This is a genomic window from Pseudomonas frigoris, from assembly GCF_047758635.1.
GTDB classification, from domain to species: Bacteria; Pseudomonadota; Gammaproteobacteria; order Pseudomonadales; family Pseudomonadaceae; genus Aquipseudomonas; species Aquipseudomonas frigoris.
This window is the reverse complement of record NZ_CP180479.1, coordinates 6,399,763-6,423,416: the sequence shown is the minus strand read 5'-3', so window position 1 is coordinate 6,423,416 and position 23,654 is coordinate 6,399,763. Positions and strand designations below refer to the sequence as shown.

At 58.3% G+C, this 23,654-nt stretch carries 19 protein-coding genes, 1 tRNA gene and 1 pseudogene; 7 read left to right on the top strand and 14 right to left on the bottom strand.

Features of this window, described 5'->3' with window-relative positions; all coding sequences use genetic code 11:
* Window positions 1–226 precede the first annotated feature (226 nt).
* From ACMXYH_RS29690 to ACMXYH_RS29675, 4 genes are read left to right on the top strand one after another with little or no spacing between them, the layout of a single operon-like run.
* On the top strand, window positions 227–1,009 hold the full coding sequence (locus ACMXYH_RS29690) for a transporter substrate-binding domain-containing protein (RefSeq protein WP_415765743.1): 783 nt from the start codon (window positions 227–229) through the stop codon (window positions 1,007–1,009).
* 55 nt (window positions 1,010–1,064) lie between these two features.
* On the top strand, window positions 1,065–1,793 hold the full coding sequence (locus tag ACMXYH_RS29685; protein WP_129440638.1) for an ABC transporter permease: 729 nt from the start codon (window positions 1,065–1,067) through the stop codon (window positions 1,791–1,793).
* Window positions 1,790–2,500, top strand: coding sequence for an ABC transporter permease (locus ACMXYH_RS29680; RefSeq protein ID WP_129440640.1), 711 nt, complete (start codon window positions 1,790–1,792; stop codon window positions 2,498–2,500). Before ACMXYH_RS29685 ends, ACMXYH_RS29680 begins: the two co-directional genes overlap by 4 nt.
* Window positions 2,501–2,523: 23 nt before the next feature.
* On the top strand, window positions 2,524–3,288 hold the full coding sequence (locus tag ACMXYH_RS29675) for an ABC transporter ATP-binding protein (RefSeq protein WP_129440642.1): 765 nt from the start codon (window positions 2,524–2,526) through the stop codon (window positions 3,286–3,288).
* A 195-nt stretch (window positions 3,289–3,483) separates the two neighbouring features.
* Here ACMXYH_RS29675 and ACMXYH_RS29670 read toward each other — a convergent pair.
* The 6 genes and pseudogenes from ACMXYH_RS29670 to rpsU form a co-directional block, all read right to left on the bottom strand.
* Window positions 3,484–3,849: pseudogene (locus ACMXYH_RS29670) on the bottom strand (transposase); the annotation flags it as partial.
* 192 nt (window positions 3,850–4,041) lie between these two features.
* Window positions 4,042–4,118, bottom strand: a tRNA-Ile gene (locus ACMXYH_RS29665).
* Window positions 4,119–4,133: 15 nt separating this feature from the next.
* Window positions 4,134–7,880, bottom strand: coding sequence for an EAL domain-containing protein (locus ACMXYH_RS29660; protein ID WP_415765742.1), 3,747 nt, complete (start codon window positions 7,878–7,880; stop codon window positions 4,134–4,136).
* Window positions 7,881–8,001: 121 nt separating this feature from the next.
* Window positions 8,002–9,852 carry an RNA polymerase sigma factor RpoD gene (rpoD, locus tag ACMXYH_RS29655; RefSeq protein ID WP_129440687.1) on the bottom strand — a complete coding sequence of 617 codons (1,851 nt, stop codon included), beginning with the start codon at window positions 9,850–9,852 and terminating at the stop codon, window positions 8,002–8,004.
* A 67-nt stretch (window positions 9,853–9,919) separates the two neighbouring features.
* Window positions 9,920–11,887, bottom strand: coding sequence for a DNA primase (gene dnaG, locus ACMXYH_RS29650; protein ID WP_415765741.1), 1,968 nt, complete (start codon window positions 11,885–11,887; stop codon window positions 9,920–9,922).
* A gap of 482 nt (window positions 11,888–12,369) precedes the next feature.
* The gene (gene rpsU / locus ACMXYH_RS29645; protein WP_002551877.1) at window positions 12,370–12,585 is read right to left on the bottom strand and encodes a 30S ribosomal protein S21; all 216 of its coding nucleotides are present in this window, start codon (window positions 12,583–12,585) and stop codon (window positions 12,370–12,372) included.
* Between the two features lie 199 nt (window positions 12,586–12,784).
* On the opposite strand from rpsU, the gene tsaD reads away from it, so the two are divergent.
* Window positions 12,785–13,810, top strand: a complete 1,026-nt coding sequence (gene tsaD, locus ACMXYH_RS29640; RefSeq protein ID WP_046045367.1) for a tRNA (adenosine(37)-N6)-threonylcarbamoyltransferase complex transferase subunit TsaD — start codon at window positions 12,785–12,787, stop codon at window positions 13,808–13,810.
* A 35-nt stretch (window positions 13,811–13,845) separates the two neighbouring features.
* On the opposite strand, the gene plsY is transcribed toward tsaD, so the two are convergent.
* Complete coding sequence (plsY, locus tag ACMXYH_RS29635) at window positions 13,846–14,415, bottom strand: glycerol-3-phosphate 1-O-acyltransferase PlsY (protein ID WP_129440691.1); 570 nt, start codon at window positions 14,413–14,415, stop codon at window positions 13,846–13,848.
* A gap of 74 nt (window positions 14,416–14,489) precedes the next feature.
* Here plsY and folB point away from each other — a divergent pair, with 74 nt between their 5' ends.
* Window positions 14,490–14,846: a dihydroneopterin aldolase gene (gene folB, locus ACMXYH_RS29630; protein ID WP_008008297.1), complete on the top strand. Its 357-nt coding sequence runs from the start codon at window positions 14,490–14,492 to the stop codon at window positions 14,844–14,846.
* A complete protein-coding gene (folK, locus tag ACMXYH_RS29625) occupies window positions 14,837–15,355 on the top strand; it encodes a 2-amino-4-hydroxy-6-hydroxymethyldihydropteridine diphosphokinase (protein WP_415765740.1) in 519 nt (172 codons plus the stop codon). Before folB ends, folK begins: the two co-directional genes overlap by 10 nt.
* An 87-nt stretch (window positions 15,356–15,442) precedes the next feature.
* Here folK and ACMXYH_RS29620 read toward each other — a convergent pair whose 3' ends face one another.
* The 7 genes from ACMXYH_RS29620 to apaG all read right to left on the bottom strand — a co-directional run bounded on the left by ACMXYH_RS29620 (window position 15,443) and on the right by apaG (window position 23,606).
* Window positions 15,443–16,666: a multifunctional CCA addition/repair protein gene (locus tag ACMXYH_RS29620; RefSeq protein ID WP_415765739.1), complete on the bottom strand. Its 1,224-nt coding sequence runs from the start codon at window positions 16,664–16,666 to the stop codon at window positions 15,443–15,445.
* A gap of 63 nt (window positions 16,667–16,729) precedes the next feature.
* Window positions 16,730–18,292, bottom strand: a complete 1,563-nt coding sequence (locus ACMXYH_RS29615) for a SpoVR family protein (RefSeq protein ID WP_129440697.1) — start codon at window positions 18,290–18,292, stop codon at window positions 16,730–16,732.
* Window positions 18,289–19,560 carry a YeaH/YhbH family protein gene (locus ACMXYH_RS29610; protein ID WP_033056219.1) on the bottom strand — a complete coding sequence of 424 codons (1,272 nt, stop codon included), beginning with the start codon at window positions 19,558–19,560 and terminating at the stop codon, window positions 18,289–18,291. Before ACMXYH_RS29610 ends, ACMXYH_RS29615 begins: the two co-directional genes overlap by 4 nt.
* Window positions 19,561–19,763: 203 nt before the next feature.
* Window positions 19,764–21,686 carry a PrkA family serine protein kinase gene (locus ACMXYH_RS29605; protein ID WP_033056218.1) on the bottom strand — a complete coding sequence of 641 codons (1,923 nt, stop codon included), beginning with the start codon at window positions 21,684–21,686 and terminating at the stop codon, window positions 19,764–19,766.
* 295 nt (window positions 21,687–21,981) lie between these two features.
* On the bottom strand, window positions 21,982–22,311 hold the full coding sequence (gene glpE / locus ACMXYH_RS29600) for a thiosulfate sulfurtransferase GlpE (RefSeq protein WP_008147200.1): 330 nt from the start codon (window positions 22,309–22,311) through the stop codon (window positions 21,982–21,984).
* Window positions 22,312–22,344: 33 nt separating this feature from the next.
* A complete protein-coding gene (locus ACMXYH_RS29595) occupies window positions 22,345–23,226 on the bottom strand; it encodes a symmetrical bis(5'-nucleosyl)-tetraphosphatase (RefSeq protein ID WP_129440699.1) in 882 nt (293 codons plus the stop codon).
* Window positions 23,226–23,606 carry a Co2+/Mg2+ efflux protein ApaG gene (gene apaG / locus ACMXYH_RS29590; protein WP_008147202.1) on the bottom strand — a complete coding sequence of 127 codons (381 nt, stop codon included), beginning with the start codon at window positions 23,604–23,606 and terminating at the stop codon, window positions 23,226–23,228. Before apaG ends, ACMXYH_RS29595 begins: the two co-directional genes overlap by 1 nt.
* Window positions 23,607–23,654: the final 48 nt, after the last annotated feature.

Here is a 23,654-nt window from a genome sequence, read left to right as displayed (position 1 = left end):
ACGGTCACTATTACTCGTCATAATGACCAATAATTCGTCAAATTAATGCACTTTGCGTCTTATCGTCGCACTCGCTTGCTTCTAGACTCCTTTCCCCGCGAGCTCTGCCTCCTCGTTCACCAGGAGCGCGAGCTGTTGGGTGTTACTTCTTCCAAAGTGACATACGAGTTCCATAACAGTACTCATGTGTCACATGCGCTCATGTTGGTCTTTAGGAATAAAAATAATGAAAAAAACATTTCTGACCCTTTCCGCATTAGCTCTCTGCATGGCTGCCGGCTCCGCGCTGGCCAAGGAATACAAGGAATTGCGCTTTGGCGTCGATCCGTCCTACGCGCCGTTTGAGTCCAAAGCCGCCGATGGCAGCCTGGTGGGCTTCGATATTGACCTGGGCAACGCGATTTGCGCTGAGCTGAAAGTCAAGTGCAAGTGGGTCGAAAGCGATTTCGACGGCATGATTCCCGGCCTCAAGGCCAACAAGTTCGACGGCGTGATCTCTTCCATGACCGCCACACCAGCCCGCGAAAAAGTCATCGACTTCTCCAGCGAGTTGTTCTCTGGCCCAACCGGGCTGGTATTCAAAAAAGGCGCCGCCATCGACGCCGATCCGGCCACGCTAAAGGGCAAGAAAGTCGGCTACGAGCAAGGCACCATCCAGGAAGCCTACGCCAAGGCCGTGCTGGACAAGGCCGGAGTAGAGACACAGGCCTACGCCAATCAGGACCAGGTTTACGCGGACCTGATCTCCGGTCGCCTCGATGCTTCGATCCAGGACATGCTGCAAGCCGAACTGGGCTTCCTGAAGTCGCCACAAGGCGCCAACTTTGAAGTCAGCAAGCCGGTCGAGAGCGAACTGCTTCCATCGAAAACGGCCGTGGGCATCAACAAGGGCAACACTGAACTCAAGGCCCTTCTGGACAAAGGCATCAAGGCTCTGCACGACAATGGCACCTATGCCGCCGTCCAGCAGAAGCACTTCGCTGACCTGAACCTTTACAGCGGCAAGTAACGACCCTGCGCCCATCCCCGGATGGGCGCTTTCTTGATTGCCAAAGGGGTGCTCAATGTTCGAATACCTATTGCAGATTCTGGGGCTTTCCGGCTTCAGCCTGAAGGGCTTTGGCCCGCTGTTGCTGCAAGGCTCCTGGATGACTGTCAAATTATCCTTTCTGTCGCTGCTGGTGAGCGTGGTCCTCGGCCTGATCGGCGCCAGTGCCAAGCTTTCCAAGTCAGCTATGCTGCGCGTCCCGGCGCAGGCCTACACCACGCTGATCCGTGGCGTGCCGGACCTGGTGTTGATGCTGCTGATTTTCTACAGCCTGCAAACCTGGCTGACCAACCTGACCGAAGCGCTGGGCTGGGACTATATCGAGATCAACCCGTTCAGTGCCGGGGTCATTACCCTGGGCTTCATCTACGGTGCGTATTTCACCGAGACCTTTCGCGGCGCGATCCTCGCCGTACCCCGCGGCCAGATGGAGGCGGCTACCGCCTACGGACTGACACGTGCCCAGCGCTTTCGCTTCGTGGTGTTCCCGCAAATGATGCGCTTCGCCCTGCCAGGCATCGGCAATAACTGGATGGTGATCCTCAAGGCCACCGCGTTGGTCTCGATCATCGGTCTGGCCGATCTGGTCAAGGTGGCCCAGGATGCGGGCAAAAGTTCCTATCAGTTGTTCTTCTTCCTTGTGCTGGCGGCCTTGATCTATCTGGTGATTACCACCGCTTCGAATTACGTCTTGCACCGGCTGGATGTCTTCTACGCAGCAGGCACCCGGGAGGCCGTACGATGATCGAACTACTGCAGGAATACTGGCGACCCTTTCTTTACCAGGACGGCAGTCACATCACCGGGCTGGCCATGACCCTCTGGTTGCTCAGTGCCTCGATTTTCTTCGGCTTCGTGGTGTCGGTGCCGTTGTCGATTGCCCGGGTGTCGTCCAGTGTCTGGGTGCGCTGGCCGGTGCAGTTCTACACCTACCTGTTTCGCGGTACGCCGCTGTATATCCAGTTGCTGATTTGCTACACCGGCATCTACAGCTTCGCTGCGGTACGCGCCCAGCCGGTACTTGATGCGTTCTTCCGCGACGCCTTGAATTGCACCATTCTGGCCTTTGCCCTGAACACCTGCGCCTACACTACGGAAATCTTCGCGGGGGCGATCCGCAGCATGAACCACGGCGAAGTCGAGGCGGCCAAGGCCTATGGCCTGCGTGGCTGGAAGCTCTATGCCTACATCATCATGCCATCGGCACTGCGCCGCTCGTTGCCGTACTACAGCAACGAAGTGATCCTGATGCTGCACTCGACCACCGTGGCTTTTACCGCCACCGTGCCGGACATTCTCAAGGTCGCCAGAGACGCCAACTCGGCAACCTTCCTGACCTTCCAGTCGTTCGGTATCGCCGCAGTCATCTACCTGGCCGTCACGTTCATTCTGGTCGGCTTGTTCCGCCTGGCCGAACGCCGCTGGCTATCTTTCCTTGCCCCGGTTCACTGATTCCGTAGAGGACGTTTGCGCACATGTACAAACTGACCGTTGAAAACCTGCATAAAAGCTACGGCAACCACGAAGTGCTCAAGGGTGTCTCGCTGAACGCTAAAACCGGCGATGTGATCAGCCTGATCGGCGCTAGTGGTTCGGGCAAGAGCACCTTCCTGCGTTGCATCAACTTCCTGGAAACGCCCAATGACGGCGCAATGACCCTGGATAACCAGCCGATTCGCATGGTCCATGACCGCCACGGCATGCGCGTGGCCGACGCCGATGAACTGCAACGCCTGCGCACGCGCCTGGCGATGGTGTTCCAGCATTTCAACCTGTGGAGCCACATGACCGTGCTCGACAACATCACCATGGCCCCGCGCCGGGTGCTGGGTGTCAGCAAGAAGGATGCCGAGGAGCGCGCCCGACGCTATCTCGACAAGGTGGGGCTGGCGTCGCGCGTCGCCGATCAATACCCGGCGTTCCTCTCCGGTGGTCAGCAGCAACGCGTCGCCATCGCCCGGGCCCTGACCATGGAACCGGAGATCATGCTGTTCGACGAGCCGACCTCGGCCCTGGACCCGGAGCTGGTGGGCGAAGTGCTCAAGGTGATTCAGGGGCTGGCCGAAGAAGGCCGCACCATGATCATGGTTACCCACGAAATGAGCTTTGCCCGCAAAGTGTCGAACCAAGTGCTGTTCCTGCACCAGGGGCGGGTAGAAGAGCAGGGTGTGCCCGAAGAAGTACTGGGCAACCCGCAAAGCGAACGTCTGCAGCAGTTTCTCAGCGGCAACCTGAAGTAAGCCGCCATAATCCCATGCACCTTTGAGAGACTAGTAGGTCGATCAAAGGAGCATGGATATTGGGCGTCCAGCAATCAGGACGGGTCCAGAAAGTTGCAGTGTGTTAGCTTCGAGCGATCACGCAGGCATCAGTATTTATACTTGGCTGTCGTCCAGGCAGTCAGGCCGCTTGTCCACACCGGTGTAACCGGCATCGTCGCAGACGTACGTTTCCTCGCCATGCAAAATTCCGCCGGCTAGTTCATGTTTTTCCAGCAAGCGACGAAAATTGAGGATCGTGGTCTCGTCGGGAATCCGATCCAGATGCAGTCCCGAAAACTGGCGAAGAATCGTGGTCTCCTAAAGTGATTCTTCCATCGCCGGATCGCTGTAGCCGAACCAATTCTGCATCCGATGAACCTGCAACATCGCCAGCAACGGATAGGCAGCACGACCACCTTCGCCCTTCGGATAATGCGGCTCAATCAAGGCAACCAGTCCCTTCAAGGGCACCACCTGATCCATCTCGATCAGAAAACGCTCGCGGCGAGTCTGCTTACGTTTACCGGCATAATCCTGGATTCACGTATCGGTCGAACTGAACGGTGATGAGCTTGAGGGATGGGTTTACGCGCAATACACGCTGAAACTGTGATCTGGCGTGGCGGGAGGGTGGATACTTTTTGGACACTTTCCGTATTCATACAGAAGAAGCGGCTTCGAAAATCCAAGCCTCAAACACGAAAAAGCCGCGCATTGCGCGGCTTTCTTGTTTGGTGGGCCCACACGGACTTGAACCGTGGACCAAAGGATTATGAGTCCTCTGCTCTAACCAACTGAGCTATAGGCCCTCAGTAGGCCGCGGATTATAGCGACGGTTTCTCGGCTGTGCTATCCGAAAAGTCTGAAATGGCTATACGAAGAAACGTCGCGGCAAATTCTTCCGGTGGCAAGGGCAGGCTGACGATGTAGCCCTGGATCTGTTCACAGCCTTCGGCAGCGAGGAATTGCTGCTGTGCGAGGGTTTCCACGCCCTCGGCAATGATGGTGAATTGCATGCTGCGGCCCAGAGCGATAATGGCGCGAACGATGGCTGCGTCGTGGGGATCATCCGGCAGGCCGCGGACGAAAGACTGGTCGATCTTGAGAATGTCCAGTGGCAGACGTTTGAGGTAACTCAGGGACGAGTAACCGGTGCCGAAGTCGTCGATCGCCAGTTGCACGCCCAGGTGCTTGAGTTGATGCAGCACTGCCAGCGCTTCTTCAGCCTGGCTCATGATGAAGTTTTCAGTAATTTCCAGTTGCAGGAAACCGGGTTTGAGACGGTTGTCCTTGAGCAATTGTTCGATCCGGCCGAGCAGGTTCGGCTGGCGCAATTGAGCGCCCGCGAGGTTGACCGACAGCGGGCCGACGGGTTCGTAGGCCTGATTCCACTCGAACATCTGCCGGCAGGCGGTTTCGAGAACCCAATCGCCGATTTGCAGGATCATGCCGTTTTCTTCGGCCAGCGGAATGAAATGCTCCGGCGGCACATCGCCGAAGGTCGGGTGGCGCCAGCGAATGAGCGCTTCTGCGCCGACCAGGCGATGGTCGACCAGGCTGATCTTCGGCTGATAATGGAGGTGCAGTTCGTTGCGCTCGATAGCGCGTCGCAGCTCATGTTCCAGTGCGACACGCTCGCTGGCTTGAGCGGTGAGGTCGCGGGTGTAGCTTTCGACCCGGTTGCGACCCTTGGCCTTTGAGCGGTACATCGCCGCATCGGCGTTCTTGACCAGCGTGGCGACGTCGCAGCCATCCTTGGGATACAGGCTGGTGCCGATACTGGCGCTGATAAAAAACTCATGTTCGCCAGCCTGGAATGGTGCGCCGAAGCAATTGAGCAATTTGGTCGCGATATTGTCAGCGTCACTGGATTGCTGCAGCCCGGGCAGCAGGATGATGAATTCGTCGCCGCCCAGGCGCGCCACGGTGTCGATGTCGCGCAACTGCTCCTTGAGGCGCACGGCAATGCCCTTGAGCAGCAGGTCACCGACCGGGTGACCCAGGCTGTCGTTGATGTGTTTGAAACGGTCCAGGTCCAGGAACAGCACCGCGCCCTGGCCGCCGTTTTCCTGTTGGTTGTTGAGCGCAGTCAGCAATCGGCTCTCGAACAGCGTGCGATTTGGCAGCCCGGTCAGCGGGTCGTGGTGTGCCTGGTAATCGAGCTTGGCCTGGGCGTGTTTGAGGCTGGAAATGTCCGCGAACACCGCGACAAAATGGGTGACGAATCTGTCTCGGTTGCGCACCGCACTGATGGTCAGCCAGCTCGGATAGAGCTCGCCATTCTTGCGCCGGTTGGAAATTTCGCCCTGCCAATGACCTTCGGCGGTCAGTTGATGCCACATGGCGGCATAGAACGCGCTGTCGTGCAGGCCCGAGGCGAGCAGGCGAGGGGTGTGGCCCAATGCTTCGCTCTCGCTGTAGCCGGTGATTTCGGTAAACGCACGGTTGACCGCGCTGATGTGCTGTTGAGTGTCGGTGATCAATACACCTTCGGCGGTGCTCTCGAATACCGTGGCAGCCTGTTGCAGTTTCTCCTGCATCAGGTGTCGCTCGGTGATGTCCCGGGCGATGGTCAGCATGCAATCTTCATCGCCGATCGGTAGCGGACGGCTGGACACCTCGCAGAGGCGAATCTGTCCGTCGCTGCGGCGTATGTGGCAACTGAAGTCGCGGACGAATCCGTCCCGATGCAGCAGATCGAGCATCTGTTTGCGCTCGTTGAGATTGACCCAGATTCCCAGTTCGAGGACCGAGCGATCCACGGACATCGCGCTGTTGAAACCGGTAATGCGACTGAAACCTTCGTTGACCTCAATCAGTAGACCGTCGCTCTGCCGTGACAATAGCAAGCCGTCGGGTGAGGCATGGAAGGCCTTGGCGAATTTCTCTTCGGAGGTTTGCAGCTGTTGCTGGGTTTCCTTGAGCTGGCTGATGTCCCGCACGACCACTACCAGCGCCGGGGTTGTATCGAGGTCGAACGGTTCAGCGGAGATCAGGCCGGTAAACACTTGGCCATTGTTGCGGCGAAAGGGCATCTCCAGGTTACGGATGCTGCCGGCCTGCAACCGTTGCAACAAGCCTGGCCCGACGCCGGGTATGCCCCAGATGTTCAGGTCGGTGGCCGTCTGGCCGATGACGTCTTCGGCCTTGAGGCCGATCTGTTCTTCGAACGCTTCGTTGACCTCCAGCAGGCAGCCGTCGGAGAGTCGTGCGATGACCAGAATGTCCGGGCATTGCTGGAACACCGAGGCGAACTTCTGTTCCGATAGGCGCAACGCCTCTTCGGTGCGCTTGGCTTCGCTGATGTCGATCATCAGCCCGCGCATCAGCGGTTCATGGCCGTGCTCGATCAGGCTGACGATATCGCGCACCCAAATGCAGCGGCCATCGGCGGTGATGACCCGGTAATCGAGGCTGTGATCGCGCCCGGCCAATACTTCGTGATCGCAGAAGGTCTGGGCGCGGGTCAGGTCGGCCGGGTGGATAATGTTGCGCCAGAAGCCCGGAATCAGCCAATGAGACAAGGGGTAGCCGAGCAGATCCTCGGCATGGGGCGACACATAGCTATAGGTGAAATCGCTGATCCGCGCTTCCCAGGCGATGGCCGAAAGGCTCTCCACCAGCCCGCGGTAATGGTATTCGCTGCTGCGCAGTTCTTGCTCCAGGTCGACCCGGCGGGAAATTTCTGAACTCAGCCGGCGGTTGATCCGGATAACCATCGCCAGCACGATGATCAGCAGCAGCAACCCCGGCAGACCGTACATCAGCAGATCGTTCCAGAATGTTCGATGATCGAGGACGTTGCCGACCCAGTGCTCCTGAATCTCATTGATTTCGTCCGGGGTCATGTCCGCCAGGACTTTATCCAGAATGCCGACCAGTATCTTGTTGTCCCGGGGCACGCCCATCGCCAATTGATAGCGATAGGGGGTTTCACCGCTGACGTAGAGCCCGTCGAGCTTGAGCTGACGCAGGCTCCAGACGCTGGAGGCGAGATCACCGACCACCGCATCCACTTCATCGGTAGCCAGCGCCTGCAGCGCTGAGCTGACGTTAGGCATCGCCACCAGATTGAGGTCGGGATTGTGGGTGCGCAACAGCTCATGGGGGGCGTAGTTTTCCACCACGGCGACTTTCAGCCCGTACAGGTCTTCGAGTTTGCGTGGCTGGGGACCTCCGGCATGGGCAAGGATGACAATCGGAAAGTCCAGATAGGGGCGGGTGAATGACAGGTAAGTCTGGCGCTCCGGGGTCGACATGATGCCGGGCAACAGGTCCAGCTTGGCTTGTTTGGCCTGCTCCAGGACGACGGTCCAGCTGACGGGCTCGATGGGCGTGAGCTTGATGGCCAGGCGTTGACGGATCCGGTCGATATAGTCCGCCGCAAGGCCCTGATAGCGGCCCTGATCGTCGCGAAACTCGAAGGGTGGCCATGACGCATCGACTCCCAGGCGCAAGTTCGGGTGAGTCGCCAGCCAGCTACGTTCTTCGTCGCTCAGAGTCAGCGCGCCAGCCGTTGCGGTCCAGGTCAATAGCGACAGCAAAAAAAGCACGGTCGGCAGTCTGGGCATAACGGTCTCGTTATGGCTCGGGGAATGTTTCGAGTGTAGACGGGCAATTCGGAGGGAGGGAGGCGCGGGGGATTTAATCTGCAAAATGCAAAACCCCCGGCCTGGGCCGGGGGTTTTGTTGTTACTCGTCGAGGAAGGAGCGCAAATGCTCGCTTCTCGTCGGGTGGCGTAGCTTGCGCAGCGCCTTGGCTTCGATCTGACGAATCCGTTCACGGGTCACGTCGAACTGCTTACCAACCTCCTCGAGGGTGTGGTCGGTATTCATGTCGATACCGAAGCGCATGCGCAGAACCTTGGCTTCACGGGCAGTGAGGCCGGAGAGAACTTCGCGAGTCGCTTCTTTAAGGCTCTCAACGGTAGCGACATCGATTGGCGACTGCATAGTCGAGTCTTCGATGAAGTCACCCAGGTGAGAGTCTTCGTCATCACCGATCGGGGTTTCCATGGAGATCGGCTCTTTAGCGATCTTCAATACCTTGCGGATCTTGTCCTCAGGCATTTCCATGCGTTCGCCCAGCTCTTCCGGGGTCGGTTCGCGACCCATTTCCTGCAACATCTGGCGGGAAATGCGGTTGAGCTTGTTGATCGTCTCGATCATGTGCACCGGAATACGGATGGTGCGGGCCTGGTCCGCGATCGAGCGAGTGATCGCTTGACGGATCCACCAGGTGGCATAAGTCGAGAACTTGTAGCCGCGGCGGTATTCGAATTTGTCTACCGCTTTCATCAAACCGATGTTGCCTTCCTGGATCAGATCGAGGAATTGCAGGCCACGGTTGGTGTACTTCTTGGCGATGGAGATCACCAGACGCAAGTTCGCTTCTACCATCTCTTTCTTCGCGCGGCGGGCCTTGGCCTCACCGATCGACATACGACGGTTGATGTCCTTGATCTCGGCGATCGTCAAACCGGTTTCGGTTTGCAGCGCGGTCAGCTTCTGCTGGCAACGAATGATGTCCGGTTGCAGGCGACCAATGGCTTCAGCGTATTTGCCTTTGCCTTTGGCGAGGCCGTCGGACCAGCTTTCGTCAACTTCGTTGCCCGGGAACTGGCGCAGGAAGTCGGCACGCGGCATGCGGGCATCACGAACGCAAAGTTGCATGATCGCGCGCTCTTGCTGACGCAGGCGATCCAGGGCACTGCGAACACGCTCGACCAGGCCTTCGAATTGCTTCGGAACCAGTTTGATCGGCATGAACAGCTCAGCCAGAAGCACCAGCTCGGCAATTGCCAGCTTGTTGCCACGACCGTGCTTTTTCAGCGCCTTGCGGGTGATTTCCATCTGATCGGAGACAGCGCCAAAGCGCTGAGCTGCGATGACCGGATCCGGACCGCTTTCGGCTTCTTCTTCGTCGTCGGTGCTGGCTTCAGCGTCGTCGTCGTCGGTGTCGTCGTCCGCTTTCACGGCTTTCGGGTCGACAGGCGGCGGCACTTCTGCAGCAGGCGGCGCAATGCCGTCGTCCGGGTCGATATAACCGCTCAGGACGTCGGACAGGCGGCCACCTTCGGTGGTGACGCGAGTGTATTCGGACAGAATGTGGTCAACCGTGCCAGGGAAGTGCGCAATTGCGCCCATCACTTCGCGGATGCCCTCTTCAATACGCTTGGCGATTTCAATTTCGCCTTCACGTGTGAGGAGCTCTACCGTACCCATTTCACGCATGTACATGCGCACTGGGTCGGTGGTGCGACCAATGTCGGTCTCGACCGCTGCCAACGCTGCTGCTGCCTCTTCGGCCGCGGCTTCGTCGGTATCGGCGTCGGCCAGCATAAGGGAATCCTTATCTGGCGCAACCTCGAATACGTTGATCCCCATGTCATTGATCATGCGGATGATGTCTTCCACCTGTTCCGGATCTGAAATATCCTCCGGCAGGTGGTCGTTGACCTCCGCGTAAGTCAGGTAACCCTGCTCACGACCAAGTGTGATCAACTCTTTGATACGAGACTGCTGTTGCGCTTTTCCGGACATAACACCCTATCCACTGAAGGTCTTGGCGGGCAAAAAACAAGCCGAGGATTATACCTGAGCTATGACCTCACGCGCCAGTTGAGGTCGGGCTTGTTGCGGAAACATTGCGACTTAATAGGTCGCGCAGTTGATTTTTCTCTTCGGCACTCAGTTCACTTTGACGTGCTTTCCTGAGAAGTTGTTCCAGGTTTCGCTCGCGTTGGCGGGCTGACAAGCTCGTAATGGTGTCGAAAAACTGTTGTTCAAGGTTATCTCCGTCAATCAGCCATTCCTTTTCCGCCAGCGCCTTGAGCAAACGTCCTTGCTCCGTACCGTGCCAGCGTGCAATCAACTGAAATGAGTTTAGCTTGGGATTCTTCTGTACGGCTTCGAGAAGGGCCACCAGTAATTGCGTGTTGGTGTGATCCTCGGCAGCAAAGTGCCCGGCATCCTCGACTTTCTCGGCCAATTGCGGGTGATGCAATAGTGTGCGCAAGGCGGCCAGGGTCGGCGGCTCTACAGCGGCCGGCACCCGTGGCGCGCGGGGTTGATCGTGATCGCCACCGCGTTTGCCGTTTTTGTCCCACGGTTTTTTGTCCCATTTTTTTCCGCCGGCGCCGGGTTTCTTCGGTGTCCATTCCTGCTGCGGCGCATACATCTCTTGTGCCTGCGGCTGATGGTAGTCGCTGTAATCCGGCATGGCGTCGTAATCGATGCCCGGGTCGTACGCCGGCGGCGCTTCCTGGGGGGCGCTTTGTACCAGTTGGCTCACGGCTTCGCCGCTAAGCCCGGTAATTTCGGTCAGGCGCTGACGCATCAGGATGCGCAGGTTCGCCCCCGGGACTTTGTCGATCAGCGGCGCGGCGAGGGTGGCCATGTGGGCCTTGCCTTCGAGCGAGCGTGGGTCCGATTCCTCGGTCAGCTGTTGAAAAAAATAGTCCGCTAATGGTTGGGCGTGCTGGTTGATCCGTGCGCGGAAGGCGTCAGTGCCTTCGGAGCGGACCAGCGTGTCCGGGTCTTCGCCTTCGGGGAGGAACAGAAAGCGTGCGCGCCGCCCGTCCTGCAGGCTCGGCAGCGCTGCCTCCAATGCCCGCCAGGCGGCATTTCGACCTGCCTGGTCGCCGTCGAAACAGAAGAGAACGTTGGGCACGACGCGAAACAGGCGCTTCAAGTGCTCTTCGCTGGTGGCGGTGCCCAGGGTCGCGACAGCATTGCGCAGGCCTTGCTGGGCGAGGGCGATAACATCCATGTAGCCTTCGACGACGATGATTTCGTCGAGGTTGCGGTTGTTCTTGCGTGCTTCATAAAGGCCGTAGAGTTCCTGGCCCTTATGGAATACCGGGGTTTCCGGTGAATTCAGGTATTTCGGCTTGTCGTCGCCCAATACCCGGCCACCGAAGGCGATGATTCGCCCGCGGCTGTCGCGAATCGGGAACATCACGCGATCGCGGAAGCGGTCATAGCGTTTGCCGGTTTCGGCGTTTTCGATCAGCAGGCCGGCATCGATCATGGCTTTCTGTTGCAGGGTGTCGCTGCTCAAGTGCTTGAACAGATTGTCCCAGCCAGGCGGGGCAAAGCCGAGGCCGAAGTCACGGGCGATTTCGCCGGTCAGTCCGCGACCTTTCAAGTAATCCACCGCTGCTTTTCGCGATGGATGGCTTTTCAGTGCCTGGCGGTAAAAGTCGGCGGCGGCGGTGAGTAGCGGGTAGAGCGGCGAATCGGTCGGCTGTCGCGGTTTGTGCGGCCGTCCGCTTTCTTCGCGGGGGATTTCCATGCCGGCGGCTTTGGCCAGTTCTTCGACCGCCTGGACGAAATCCAGGTTGTCGTGGTCCATCATGAAGCCGAGGGCGTTGCCGCCAGCGCCGCAGCCGAAGCAGTAATAGAACTGTTTGTCGGGGCTGACGCTGAAGGACGGGGTTTTCTCTTTGTGGAACGGGCAGCAGGCAGTGTAGTTCTTGCCGGTCTTTTTCATTTGCAGGCGCGAGCTGACCACATCGACGATGTCGGTGCGGTTCAGAAGGTCGTCAATGAAGCTCTGGGGAATTAGCCCGGCCATGGCGTTCTCGTCATCTGCGCTGCAATGAATCCGAAACGAAGAGCGGCTGAGCGCGGGTCGTTGTTTGAGGCGCGCAAAATGTGCGGCTCGACCAGTGTCGTCTGCGTAATCGCTGTCGGGAAGTGTATCTGCCGAAAATCCACTGACGTTAGTACCAATCAGTATTCGACTATTTGAAAGTGTTGCGCTGAAATCCGCTGCGGCCTGTCGATGGCCTCGGATAGCTCATAAGCTGGCACGCAAGAAGGTGCCTTGGGCTGATCGTCGTGAGAGGAATCAGTGGGTGTGCTCGTCAGTAGCCTTGGAAGGCTCGTCAGAAAAGACGTGCACCGCTGGCAAAAGAGCCAGGTCTGACGCTGTGAAGCAGATTTGTCTCGGTCGCGTGTGCGGCTTTGACGGTGAAGCATCAAGCGTTGTCCGCAAATGCCATTAGCCCGGCTGAGGGCCGGGCTTGGCAGAAGCTTGCTACGAACGTCTGTGTATTAGTACAGACGAACCGCGCGGCGCTGTTCGCGCTGAACTTTCTTGGCGTGACGCTTAACAGCGGCTGCTGCTTTGCGCTTACGCTCAGAAGTAGGCTTCTCGTAGAATTCGCGGCTACGAACTTCAGCCAGTACACCGGCTTTTTCGCAGGAGCGCTTGAAACGACGCAGAGCTACGTCGAAGGGTTCGTTCTCTTTTACTTTGACGGCTGGCATCCAGAGCTACCTTCATTCATTACCGGGGTCAACATCCTCGTGGCAAAAGAGCACTTGAAGACGTCGGTTTTTAAGGGTTGCGGATGTTAACTCCTCATCGACCGGAATGCAAAGCCTCTGATCGAAAACCGCTAGTCGGGGCATCCCATGGCGACTATTATGCGCGCCTTCGAATTCAGCCTAAACAAGGCGCAAACCCATGCTAGTACTGGGATTAGAAACCTCCTGCGACGAAACCGGTGTCGCATTATATGACAGTGAACGCGGCCTGCTGGCCGACGCGCTGTTCAGCCAGATCGACCTGCACCGCGCCTATGGCGGGGTCGTGCCGGAGCTGGCCTCGCGTGACCACGTCAAACGCATGCTGCCCTTGATTCGTCAGGTGTTGGCCGAAGCTGACTGTGTGCCGACCGAGATCGACGCCATCGCTTATACCGCGGGTCCTGGCCTGGTCGGTGCCTTGCTGGTGGGCGCCTCTTGCGCTCAGGCGCTGGCCTTCGCCTGGGGTATTCCGGCGCTGGGTGTGCACCACATGGAAGGTCACCTGCTGGCGCCGATGCTGGAGTCGCAGCCACCGGAATTCCCGTTCGTCGCTTTGTTGGTGTCTGGCGGTCATACGCAGCTGGTTCAGGTCGACGGGATCGGTCAATACACGCTCTTGGGCGAGACCCTCGACGATGCCGCCGGTGAAGCTTTTGACAAGACCGCGAAGATGATGGGGCTCAATTATCCGGGTGGTCCGGAAATCGCTCGGCTGGCAGAGCAAGGGGTTGCAGGACGTTTCACTTTCCCGCGCCCGATGTGCGACCGTCCAGGACTGGCTTTCAGTTTCAGTGGCTTGAAAACCTTCGCCCTGAACACCTGGCAGCAGAGCGTCAGCGCCGGGGACGACAGCGAGCAAGCCCGTTGCGACATCTCGCTGGCGTTCCAGCAGGCCGTGGTGGAGACTTTGACCATCAAGTGCAAGCGTGCCCTGAAACAGGCCGGTATGAAGCGTCTGGTGATCGCTGGCGGCGTCAGCGCCAACAAGGCACTGCGTACCTCACTGGAGAAGATGCTCGGCGACATGAAGGGCGATGTTTTTTATGCTCGTCCGGAGTTCTGCACCGACAACGGCGCGATGATTGCCTTTGCCGGCTGCCAGCGTTTGCAGGCCGGTCAGCATGAAAGCCTGGCAATCAGCGTGCAGGCGCGTTGGCCGATGGAGCAATTGTCGGCGCTGTGATGATGTGCGGGATGAGCCGCGCTCATGCCCGGTATTTAAAAATGCCGTTCGCGCCCGGCAAACAGGTCGCGTAGATTGCCCCGATGACGCCAGACGATCAGTCCCGTGAGTGCGCTCATGGGCAGCAGTGCCGCCGGTTCTTGCCAGGCCAGCAGCGGCAGGGTCAGCGGTGTGGCGATCAAGGCTGCCAGTGAGCTGGTGCGAGTCAGGTAGAACGTCAGCAGCCAGGCACAGACCGCCAGCAGTGCGGCGGGCGGGTAGAGGCCCAGCAGCATGCCGGCAGCGGTGGCGACACCCTTGCCGCCGCGGAAGCGAAAGTACAACGGGAACAGGTGGCCGATGACGGCACAGACGCCGATCCAGGCCTGTTCTTGAAGCGAAAGGCCCGCAACGCCGGCGATCAGTACGGGTAGCAGGCCTTTGAAGAGGTCCCCGATCAAGGTCAGGACGGCGAGTTTTTTGCCGGCCAGGCGCAACATGTTGGTGGCGCCGGCATTGCCCGAGCCACTCATTCGCGGATCGGGGTTACCGGTCAGGCGGCTGAGCAAAATGGCGAAGGACAGAGAGCCGAGCAGGTAGGCGAGGGTCGCCAGTAACCAAAACATGCTAACTATTCCGGGCGAGGACGCCCTGATTCTAACGGCGCATTGCGCCCTTGTCGTGCAGCGGAGAAAAGTGCTTGGACAGAGTGTTTATCGAGGGCCTGGAAGTCGACACCGTGATTGGTGCCTACGACTGGGAGCGAGGCATCCGACAGTGCTTGCGTCTTGATCTGAGCTTCGCCTGGGATAATCGCCCGGCCGCCGCCGGTGATGACCTGACGCTGGCGCTCGATTACGCCAGTGTGTCGTCGCGAATCCAGGCCTTTGCCGAGCAGGCGCAGTTCCAACTGGTCGAGACGTTCGCCGAGCGTCTGGCTGAAGTGCTGATGAGCGAATTCAACATCACCTGGATGCGCCTCAAGCTGACCAAGCCAGGCGCCATCCCGGCTGCCACGGGCGGTGTGGGCGTGGAGATCGAGCGCGGATGTCGCTGACTCAGGTGTTTCTCGGGCTCGGTAGCAATATCGAGCGCGAATCCCATTTGCAGGCTGGCCTGGAAGCCCTGGCAGGTTTCCTGGTGGATATACGCTGCTCGGCGGTGTTCGAAAGCCAGCCGGTGGGGATCAAGAGTGGGCCATTCTTCAATTTTGTGGTGTCGGCTTTTACCGATTTGCCGCTGATTGAGCTGGATCGCCGGTTGAAATTCATCGAGGCGGACAACGGCCGTTATGCGCCGGATCGCAAGGGTTTGCCGCTGGATATCGACGTGCTGCTGTTCGGCGATCTGGTGGGCAACTTCGATGGCTTGATCCTGCCGCGGGCAGAAATTCTGAAAAATGCCTTCGTGCTGTGGCCGTTGTCGCTGATTGCACCGGATCGCGTGCATCCGGGTGTAGGCAAGAGCTTTGCAATGTTGTGGGGCGAGGCACAGATTGATCAGGTGTTGGCGCCGGTGGCGTTTGAATGGCGCGGTGAGCAGCTGACGCCCTCAGATTTGCTGTAAAGCAAAAGATCGCAGCCTTCGGCAGCTCCTACAGGATTGATGTGCGCCCCGTAGGAGCTGCCGAAGGCTGCGATCTTTTGCTCTTGCTTAGGCTTTTTCTTTGTAAGTCTTCAGCACCTTTAGTCGCTCTCGCTTGATCGCCTCACCCAGCTCAGGCCCCTTGAATCCCTTCTCCAGCAAGGGCTGAACCGCTACGGTCCGAGCAGCATTTGCCGCCCCCCGCAAATAATCAGCCTGTGGATAACTTCGCTGCTCCAGCCCTTTACGTCCACGCGCGTCCATCTCGCACGCCGCGATAAACTCCTCGAACCGCTGCGGCCGACGGTAAATGTCAAAACTCTGCAGCAACTCCAGCAACGTCGACGGCTTCAGCTCCAGGGCGCGATGGCCGTGGGTGTGATATTCGCCCACCAGCAGAGCCAGTTCCTGACAGTCCTTCGGTGCCTTGAAGCGTTCGTTGACCGCTTTGATCAGCTTCAAGCCCTTGTGCTCATGAGCAATGTGTCGCGGCCACTCCTCCTCGGGCGTCAGTCCCTTGCCGAGGTCGTGCAGCAGGCAGGCCCAGCGCACGGTGAGTGATTGTTTGTGCTGCGCCGCTTGCTCCAGCACGCTCAAGGTGTGCACGCCCGTGTCGATTTCCGGGTGGTGGGCTTCCGGTTGCGGTACGCCGAACAGGGCATCGACTTCCGGCATCAATACCTTGAGAGCGCCACACTCGCGCAGCACTTCGATGAACACCTGTGGCTGATCTTCCATCAGGGCGCGGGAAATTTCCTTCCAGCTGCGTTCGGCGGTCAAGGCTTCCAGTTCACCTGATTCACTGAGTTGGCGCATCAGTTCCAGTGTCTCTGGCGCAACGGTGAAGCCGAGCCCCGCATAACGAGCAGCGAAGCGGGCAACACGCAAAACCCGGAGCGGATCTTCGGCGAACGCGGGGGAAACGTGACGAAGCAAGCGCGCCTCGAGATCGCGCTGGCCGTGGTAAGGATCGGTCAGGTTCTGCTGATCGTCTTCGGCCATGGCATTGATGGTCAGGTCACGACGGATCAGGTCTTCTTCGAGGGTGACTTCGGTGCTGGCGTGAAAGGTAAAGCCGCCGTAACCGCGTCCGCTTTTGCGCTCGGTCCGGGCGAGGGCGTATTCCTCACCGCTTTTGGGGTGAAGAAACACCGGGAAGTCCGCGCCCACCGGGCGAAAGCCCTTGGCGAGCATTTCTTCCGTGGTGGCACCAACCACAACCCAGTCGATATCGGTGACAGGCTTGCCCAGCAGGCGATCACGTACCGCGCCGCCGACTTTATAAATCTGCATAAAAAACCTCCGTTAGCCCGACAGAATAACCTTTGCGTCGAACCTCCGGAGGCAGAAACAGGATCAAAGATGGATGACAGCCAGGTCCAGTCGGCCGTAATCCCCCTCGGCGTGTTCACCTCTGGGTGGGACATGATGGACTTTCATCACCTGGTCGCCTTGCAGGGTTTCCAGGTGAATGTCGAAGCCCCAGAGGCGGTGCAGGTGTTTGAGCACTTCCTCGGTGGACTCGCCCAGCGGTTTGCGGTCGTGTTGCTGGTGACGCAAGGTCAGCGAGCGGTCACCACGCCGGTCGATGCTGTAAATCTGCACGTTGGGTTCACGATTGCCGAGGTTGTATTGCGCCGCCAGGGTTTCACGGATGATGCGGTAGCCACCTTCGTCATGAATGGCCGGGACCAGCAGATCGTCCTTCTGGTCGTCATCAAGAATGCTGAACAACTTCAGGTCACGGATCACCTGGGGTGACAGGTACTGCAGGATGAAGCTTTCATCCTTGAAGCTGCTCATGGCGAACTTGATGCTCGACAGCCAGTCGGTGCCGGCAATCTCAGGGAACCAGCGGTAGTCCTCTTCGGTAGGGTGTTCACACATGCGGCGAATGTCCCGGTACATGGCAAAACCCAGGGTGTAGGGGTTGATGCCGTTGTAGTAGGGGCTGTCGAAGCCGGGTTGATAGACCACGCTGGTGTGGGACGTCAGAAACTCCATCATGAAGCCGTCGGTTACCAGGCCTTCGTCATACAGGTCGTTCATCAGGGTGTAATGCCAGAACGTGGCCCACCCTTCGTTCATCACCTGCGTCTGACGCTGTGGATAAAAATACTGAGCGATCTTACGCACGATCCGCACGATTTCCCGTTGCCATGGCTCCAGCAGCGGTGCGTGTTTTTCGATGAAGTAGAGAATATTTTCCTGAGGTTCGGCGGGGAAGCGCGCGTTGTCCTTGTCGCTGTACTTGTCTGCACCTTTTGGAATGGTCCGCCACAGATCGTTGATCTGTTTCTGCAAATGCTCTTCCCGATCCTTTTGCCGGCGACGTTCTTCTTCGGCGGAAATCGGATATGGGCGTTTGTAGCGATCGACCCCGTAGTTCATCAGGGCGTGGCAGGAATCCAGCAGGTCTTCGACCGCGTCGATACCGTGGCGCTCTTCGCACTGCATGATGTATTGCTTGGCGAAGACCAGGTAATCGATGATCGAACTGGCGTCAGTCCAGGTGCGGAACAGGTAGTTGCCTTTGAAAAAGCTGTTATGTCCGTAGCAGGCATGGGCGACGACCAAAGCCTGCATGCAGATGGTGTTTTCTTCCATCAAATAGGCAATGCAGGGGTCCGAGTTGATCACGATCTCGTAGGCCAACCCCATCTGCCCACGGCTGTAGGATTTTTCGGTGCTGAGGAAGTGTTTGCCATAGGACCAATGGTGATAACCCAGCGGCATGCCGACGGAGGCGTAGGCGTCCATCATCTGCTCGGCGGTGATCACTTCGATCTGGTTAGGGTAAGTATCGAGCGCGTAGCGAGCCGCCAGACGACTGATTTCTTTGTCGTAGGCCTGAATCAGCTCGAACGTCCATTCGGAGCCGGTGGAAATGGGTTGGCGCTTCTGCTCTTTGGCGGTCATGTCACTAACCTGCGCTGGAAGAGTTCACGGAAGACCGGATAGATATCCCCGGCCGAGACCAGTTGTTGCTGGGCAAAAGTATCAGAGAAGGCTTCGGCGATGCGTTCATACTCGAACCACAGGGCCTGATGTTCGCGCGGGGTGATCTCAACGTAAGTGTAGTACTGCACGAACGGCATGATCTGGTTGATCAATATGTCGCGGCAGATTGGCGAGTCGTCGTTCCAGTTATCGCCGTCGGAGGCCTGGGCGGCATAGATATTCCACTCATTGCTCGGATAGCGTTCGGCCATGATCTCCTGCATCAGTTTCAAGGCGCTGGAAACGATGGTGCCGCCAGTTTCCCGGGAGTAGAAAAACTCTTCTTCGTCCACTTCCCGGGCACTGGTGTGGTGGCGGATGAACACGACGTCGATCTTGTCGTAGTTACGCTTGAGAAACAGGTACAGCAGGATAAAGAAACGCTTGGCAATGTCCTTGGTCGCCTGGGTCATGGAACCGGACACGTCCATCAGGCAGAACATCACCGCCTTGGAACTGGGGTTGGGTTGCTTGATGAGCAGGTTGTACTTGAGGTCGAAGGTGTCGAGAAACGGTACGCGATGAATGCGCGCACTGAGTTTTTCGATTTCTGCTTCGACTTCCTGAATATCGCCGAAGTTGTCTGGCTCATCCCGCTTGAGTCGCAGCAGTTCTTCTTTGGCTTCGCGTAATTTTGCCCGGCTGCTGCCAGACAGGGCGATTCGCCGTGCATGGGCCGAGCGCAAGGTGCGGATGATGTTGATCCGCGACGGATTGCCCTCGTTGCTGATCCCGGCGCGAACGGTCTTGAAGGTGTCGGTGCCGGTCAGGTTGCGCTTGACCAGGTTCGGCAGCTCAAGGTCCTCGAACATGAATTCGAGGAATTCCTCCTGGGTGATCTGGAAGACGAATTCGTCCATCCCTTCGCCCGAGTTGCCGGCCTTGCCGGGGCCTCTGCCACCGCCACCTCCGGGCGGGCGGGCAATGTGCTCGCCGCTGGTGAATTCCTTGTTGCCCGGGTGCACGACGGTCTGCTTGCCACCGCGACCGTGGTGAAGCACCGGCTCGTCAATGTCGCGACCGGGGATGCTGATCTGTTCACCGTGCTCCATATCGGTAATGGAGCGCCGGCTGACCGCCTCTTCGACAGCCTTTTTGATGTGATCACGGTAACGCCGCAGAAACCGCTGACGGTTCACCGTGCTCTTGTTCTTGCCATTGAGACGTCGGTCGATCACATAGCTCATGACTGCTCCTTAGAAGCTGTCCTGAAAGGGGCGAGCGGTTATGCAGCATCCGACGGTGCCAAGGGATGTTCACGCTCCCCCAAGCGCTTTTGGACGCTGCCTGAACCTCGCTACCGACTTTCGAACACCTTCCAGAGGTCTGTGTAACAGAAAATGCGTACACAGGCCTCTGGCTGACGACAACCGGTCTGACCGGCAGCGGGTTATTGTGATTTTCTGACCCGCAGATACCACTCGGACAGCAGTCGTACCTGTTTGTCGGTGTAGCCCCGCTCGACCATCCGTGTGACGAAGTCGTTGTGCTTCTGCTGGTCCTCTTTGCTGGCCTTGGCATTGAAACTGATGACTGGCAGGAGGTCCTCGGTGTTGGAGAACATTTTCTTCTCGATGACCACCCGCAGTTTTTCGTAGCTGAGCCAGGTCGGGTTCTTGCCGTTGTTATTGGCCCGGGCGCGCAGTACGAAGTTGACGATTTCATTGCGGAAATCCTTCGGATTACTGATGCCGGCCGGTTTTTCGATTTTCTCCAGTTCTTCGTTCAGCGCTACGCGGTTGAGGATCTCGCCGGTTTCCGGGTCGCGGTATTCCTGGTCCTGGATCCAGAAGTCGGCGTACAGCACATAACGATCGAAGATGTTCTGGCCGTACTCGCTGTAAGACTCGAGGTAGGCGGTCTGGATTTCCTTGCCGATGAACTCGATATAACGCGGTGCCAGGTACTCCTTGAGGAAGCGCAGATAGCGTTCGCGGGTTTCCGCCTGGAATTGTTCCTGTTCGATCTGTTGTTCCAGCACGTAAAGCAAGTGCACCGGGTTGGCAGCGATTTCGTGCGGATCAAAGTTGAACACCTTCGACAGGATCTTGAACGCGAAGCGGGTCGACAGGCCGTTCATGCCTTCGTCGACACCCGCGTTGTCGCGGTATTCCTGGATCGACTTGGCCTTCGGATCGGTGTCCTTGAGGTTTTCGCCGTCATACACGCGCATTTTGGAGTAGATGTTGGAGTTTTCCGGCTCTTTCAGTCGCGAGAGTACGGTGAACTGGGCAAGCATCTTCAGGGTGTCAGGCGCGCAGTGAGCCTTGGCCAGGGAGCTGTTGAACAAGAGCTTGTCGTAGATCTTCACTTCGTCGCTGACCCGCAGGCAGTACGGCACTTTGACGATGTAGATCCGGTCGATGAAGGCTTCGTTGTTCTTGTTGTTGCGGAAGGTGTGCCATTCCGATTCGTTGGAGTGGGCCAGCAGGATCCCGGTAAACGGAATCGCCCCCAGACCTTCGGTACTGTTGTAGTTGCCTTCCTGAGTGGCCGTCAGCAGTGGGTGCAGCACCTTGATCGGTGCCTTGAACATTTCGACGAATTCCATCAGGCCCTGGTTGGCCCGGCACAGTGCGCCCGAGTAGCTGTAGGCGTCGGCGTCGTTCTGCGGGAATTCTTCGAGTTTGCGAATATCGACCTTGCCCACCAGCGCCGAGATGTCCTGGTTGTTTTCATCTCCCGGCTCGGTCTTGGCCACGGCGATCTGGTTGAGGATCGACGGATAGAGCTTCACCACGCGGAACTGGCTGATGTCGCCGCCGAATTCGGCGAGGCGTTTGGTAGCCCATGGCGACATGATGGTGTTGAGGTAGCGCCGTGGAATGCCGAAGTCTTCCTCGAGGATCGCGCCATCTTCGGTGGCGTTGAACAGACCCAGAGGTGATTCGAATACCGGCGAGCCCTTGATCGCGTAGAAGGGCACTTTTTCGATCAGCTGTTTCAGCTTCTCGGCCAGGGATGATTTACCGCCACCCACAGGGCCGAGCAAATAGAGAATCTGTTTCTTCTCTTCCAGGCCCTGAGCGGCATGGCGGAAATACGACACGATCTGGTCAATGCATTCTTCCATCCCGTGGAAGTCTTCAAAGGCCGGATAGCGGCGGATCACCTTGTTGGAAAAGATTCGCGACAGCCTCGAGTTGGCCGAGGTGTCGAGGAGCTCCGGTTCACCGATGGCCAGTAACAGACGCTCGGCGGCGGAGGCGTAGGCGCTGCGGTCGCTTTTGCACAGCTCCAGATACTCTTGCAGCGAGAGTTCTTCCTGGCGTGTGGACTCGAAGCGTTGTTGGAAGTGGCTAAAGATACTCATGACGTCACCTCGCTCGATACGTGGAGCCGACGCCGGATCATTCAGTCGATGCTGGCAGCGACCGAATATGCAGTCGCTGTTTACCCCCCAGAACTCTTTCGAAGCTGACTACCCCGAAAGCTACTCCCGATGACCCGCGCGCCGGTGTACCGGCTCTCCCCTGTTTTGGATGGCCTGCGCTTAAGGATAGTTGGGAATTCGGGAGGTAAAGGCGAGATACGTAATTAGTTGTGGCAGACCGTTCGTCTGCCACCGCGCGAGCCCGCGGGGAGCGGGGCTTGCGCGTTACAAAAAATTATTCGGAAGTGCCTTGCGCCGTTTCCGAAGGGTAAGTCGTACGCCACAGCTCAAAACCGCCATCCATGCTGTAGACGTCGGAGAAGCCCTGACTAATGAGGTACGCAGCGGCACTCTGGCTGGAATTGCCGTGGTAGCAGACGACCACAGTCGGTGCGTCGAGGTCGGCAGCGCGGATGAAATCCGAGATGGAGTGGTTATCCAGATGCTTCGAGCCGGCGATGTGCAGCGCGGCAAAGGTCGCTGGGTCGCGAACATCGACCACCACCGCGCCTTGTTCGCGCAGGGCCTGGGCTTGTTCTGGGGGGATACGTTTGAATTCGCTCATGGCGGGCTCCTGTGGCTCGGCTGAAAGCGCAGTCTAGCGCGGGGCGCTTGCTGACGATGGTTCGGGGATAAGTGCGGCGACTGGCGGCAGGACAAGGCCATGCTCGTCGCATTTGCAAGACAGGCGTTCACCGCTGTCGACATTCATGAGGGTCAGGGCGCCACCCCAGACACAGCCGGTGTCGAGGGCCGAGATGCCCGGCTCTTTGCATTGGCCTTCCAGAGCGGCCCAGTGGCCGAAGATGATCTTCAGGCCCTTGGTCTTGCGCTCTTTGTGCTGAAACCAGGGTTTGTAGCCCGGTGGCGCATTGTCGAGGCCTTCCTTGCTTTTGAGGTCAAGCTTGCCCTCGGCGGTACAAAACCGCATGCGGGTGAAATAGTTGGTGATCACCCGCAGGCGTGTCACGCCTTTGAGGTCGTTGTCCCATTTCGCCGGATCGTTGCCGTACATGCCATCGAGGTAGGGCGGCAACAGGTTGTCATCGCGCAATGCCGTCTCGACTTCGGCGGCATACTTCAAGGCCTTGCGCAGTGACCACTGGGGCGGAATACCAGCATGTACCAGGGCGACATCGCGCTGTTCGTCGTAGTGCATGAGCTTTTGCTGACGCAGCCACTCCAGCAGTTCCGCGCAATCGGGCGCTGCGAGAATCTCGAGCAGGGTGTCGGACTTCTTCAAGCGTTCGATGTTTTTCCCGGCAGCCAGCAAGTGCAGGTCATGGTTGCCGAGCACGCACACCAGCGATTCGCGGATGCTATAGAGGAAGCGCAAGGTGTCCAGAGACTGCGGACCACGGTTGACCAGATCGCCGACCAGCCACAGACGATCCCGTGTCGGGTCGAAGGCGACTTGCTTGAGCAGACATTGCAATGCTTGAAGGCAGCCTTGCAGATCGCCGACGGCGTACGTTGCCATCAGTGCAGGGCTCCGGGCACCGCCAGACGGAATGGGGCGATGATGGCGTCGAAGTGTTTGCCGTCGTCGGCAACCATTTCATAAGTGCCCTGCATCGTGCCGACCTTGGAGGTCATGACGGTGCCGCTGCTGTAGGTATGGCTTTCGCCCACCTCGATCAACGGTTGTTGGCCAACAACGCCGGCTCCGCGAACCTCTTCGACATGCCCGTCACCGTCGGTGATCACCCAGTGCCGCGACAACAGTTTGGCCGGTAGCTCGCCATTGTTGTGCACGGTGATGGTGTAGGCGAAGGCAAAGCGGTTTTGCTCGGGTTGCGATTGTTCTGCCAGATAGCGGGTGACGACGCTGACGTCGACCTGGTAACGAGGATCGGACATGCAAGAGGCCTTAAACGAAGCGGAACGCGGGGCGTAGCTGATAGAACT

Coding starts and splice junctions, on each gene's coding strand:
- folK (WP_415765740.1), top strand. CDS start 14,837: ATGTCGCTGACTCAGGTGTTTCTCGGGCTCGGTAGCAATATCGAGCGC.
- rpoD (WP_129440687.1), bottom strand. CDS start 9,852: ATGTCCGGAAAAGCGCAACAGCAGTCTCGTATCAAAGAGTTGATCACA.
- ACMXYH_RS29610 (WP_033056219.1), bottom strand. CDS start 19,560: ATGAGCTATGTGATCGACCGACGTCTCAATGGCAAGAACAAGAGCACG.
- ACMXYH_RS29685 (WP_129440638.1), top strand. CDS start 1,065: ATGTTCGAATACCTATTGCAGATTCTGGGGCTTTCCGGCTTCAGCCTG.
- tsaD (WP_046045367.1), top strand. CDS start 12,785: ATGCTAGTACTGGGATTAGAAACCTCCTGCGACGAAACCGGTGTCGCA.
- rpsU (WP_002551877.1), bottom strand. CDS start 12,585: ATGCCAGCCGTCAAAGTAAAAGAGAACGAACCCTTCGACGTAGCTCTG.
- ACMXYH_RS29660 (WP_415765742.1), bottom strand. CDS start 7,880: ATGCCCAGACTGCCGACCGTGCTTTTTTTGCTGTCGCTATTGACCTGG.
- ACMXYH_RS29620 (WP_415765739.1), bottom strand. CDS start 16,666: ATGCAGATTTATAAAGTCGGCGGCGCGGTACGTGATCGCCTGCTGGGC.
- ACMXYH_RS29675 (WP_129440642.1), top strand. CDS start 2,524: ATGTACAAACTGACCGTTGAAAACCTGCATAAAAGCTACGGCAACCAC.
- dnaG (WP_415765741.1), bottom strand. CDS start 11,887: ATGGCCGGGCTAATTCCCCAGAGCTTCATTGACGACCTTCTGAACCGC.
- ACMXYH_RS29690 (WP_415765743.1), top strand. CDS start 227: ATGAAAAAAACATTTCTGACCCTTTCCGCATTAGCTCTCTGCATGGCT.
- ACMXYH_RS29605 (WP_033056218.1), bottom strand. CDS start 21,686: ATGAGTATCTTTAGCCACTTCCAACAACGCTTCGAGTCCACACGCCAG.
- ACMXYH_RS29680 (WP_129440640.1), top strand. CDS start 1,790: ATGATCGAACTACTGCAGGAATACTGGCGACCCTTTCTTTACCAGGAC.
- ACMXYH_RS29595 (WP_129440699.1), bottom strand. CDS start 23,226: ATGGCAACGTACGCCGTCGGCGATCTGCAAGGCTGCCTTCAAGCATTG.
- plsY (WP_129440691.1), bottom strand. CDS start 14,415: ATGTTTTGGTTACTGGCGACCCTCGCCTACCTGCTCGGCTCTCTGTCC.
- apaG (WP_008147202.1), bottom strand. CDS start 23,606: ATGTCCGATCCTCGTTACCAGGTCGACGTCAGCGTCGTCACCCGCTAT.
- ACMXYH_RS29615 (WP_129440697.1), bottom strand. CDS start 18,292: ATGACCGCCAAAGAGCAGAAGCGCCAACCCATTTCCACCGGCTCCGAA.
- glpE (WP_008147200.1), bottom strand. CDS start 22,311: ATGAGCGAATTCAAACGTATCCCCCCAGAACAAGCCCAGGCCCTGCGC.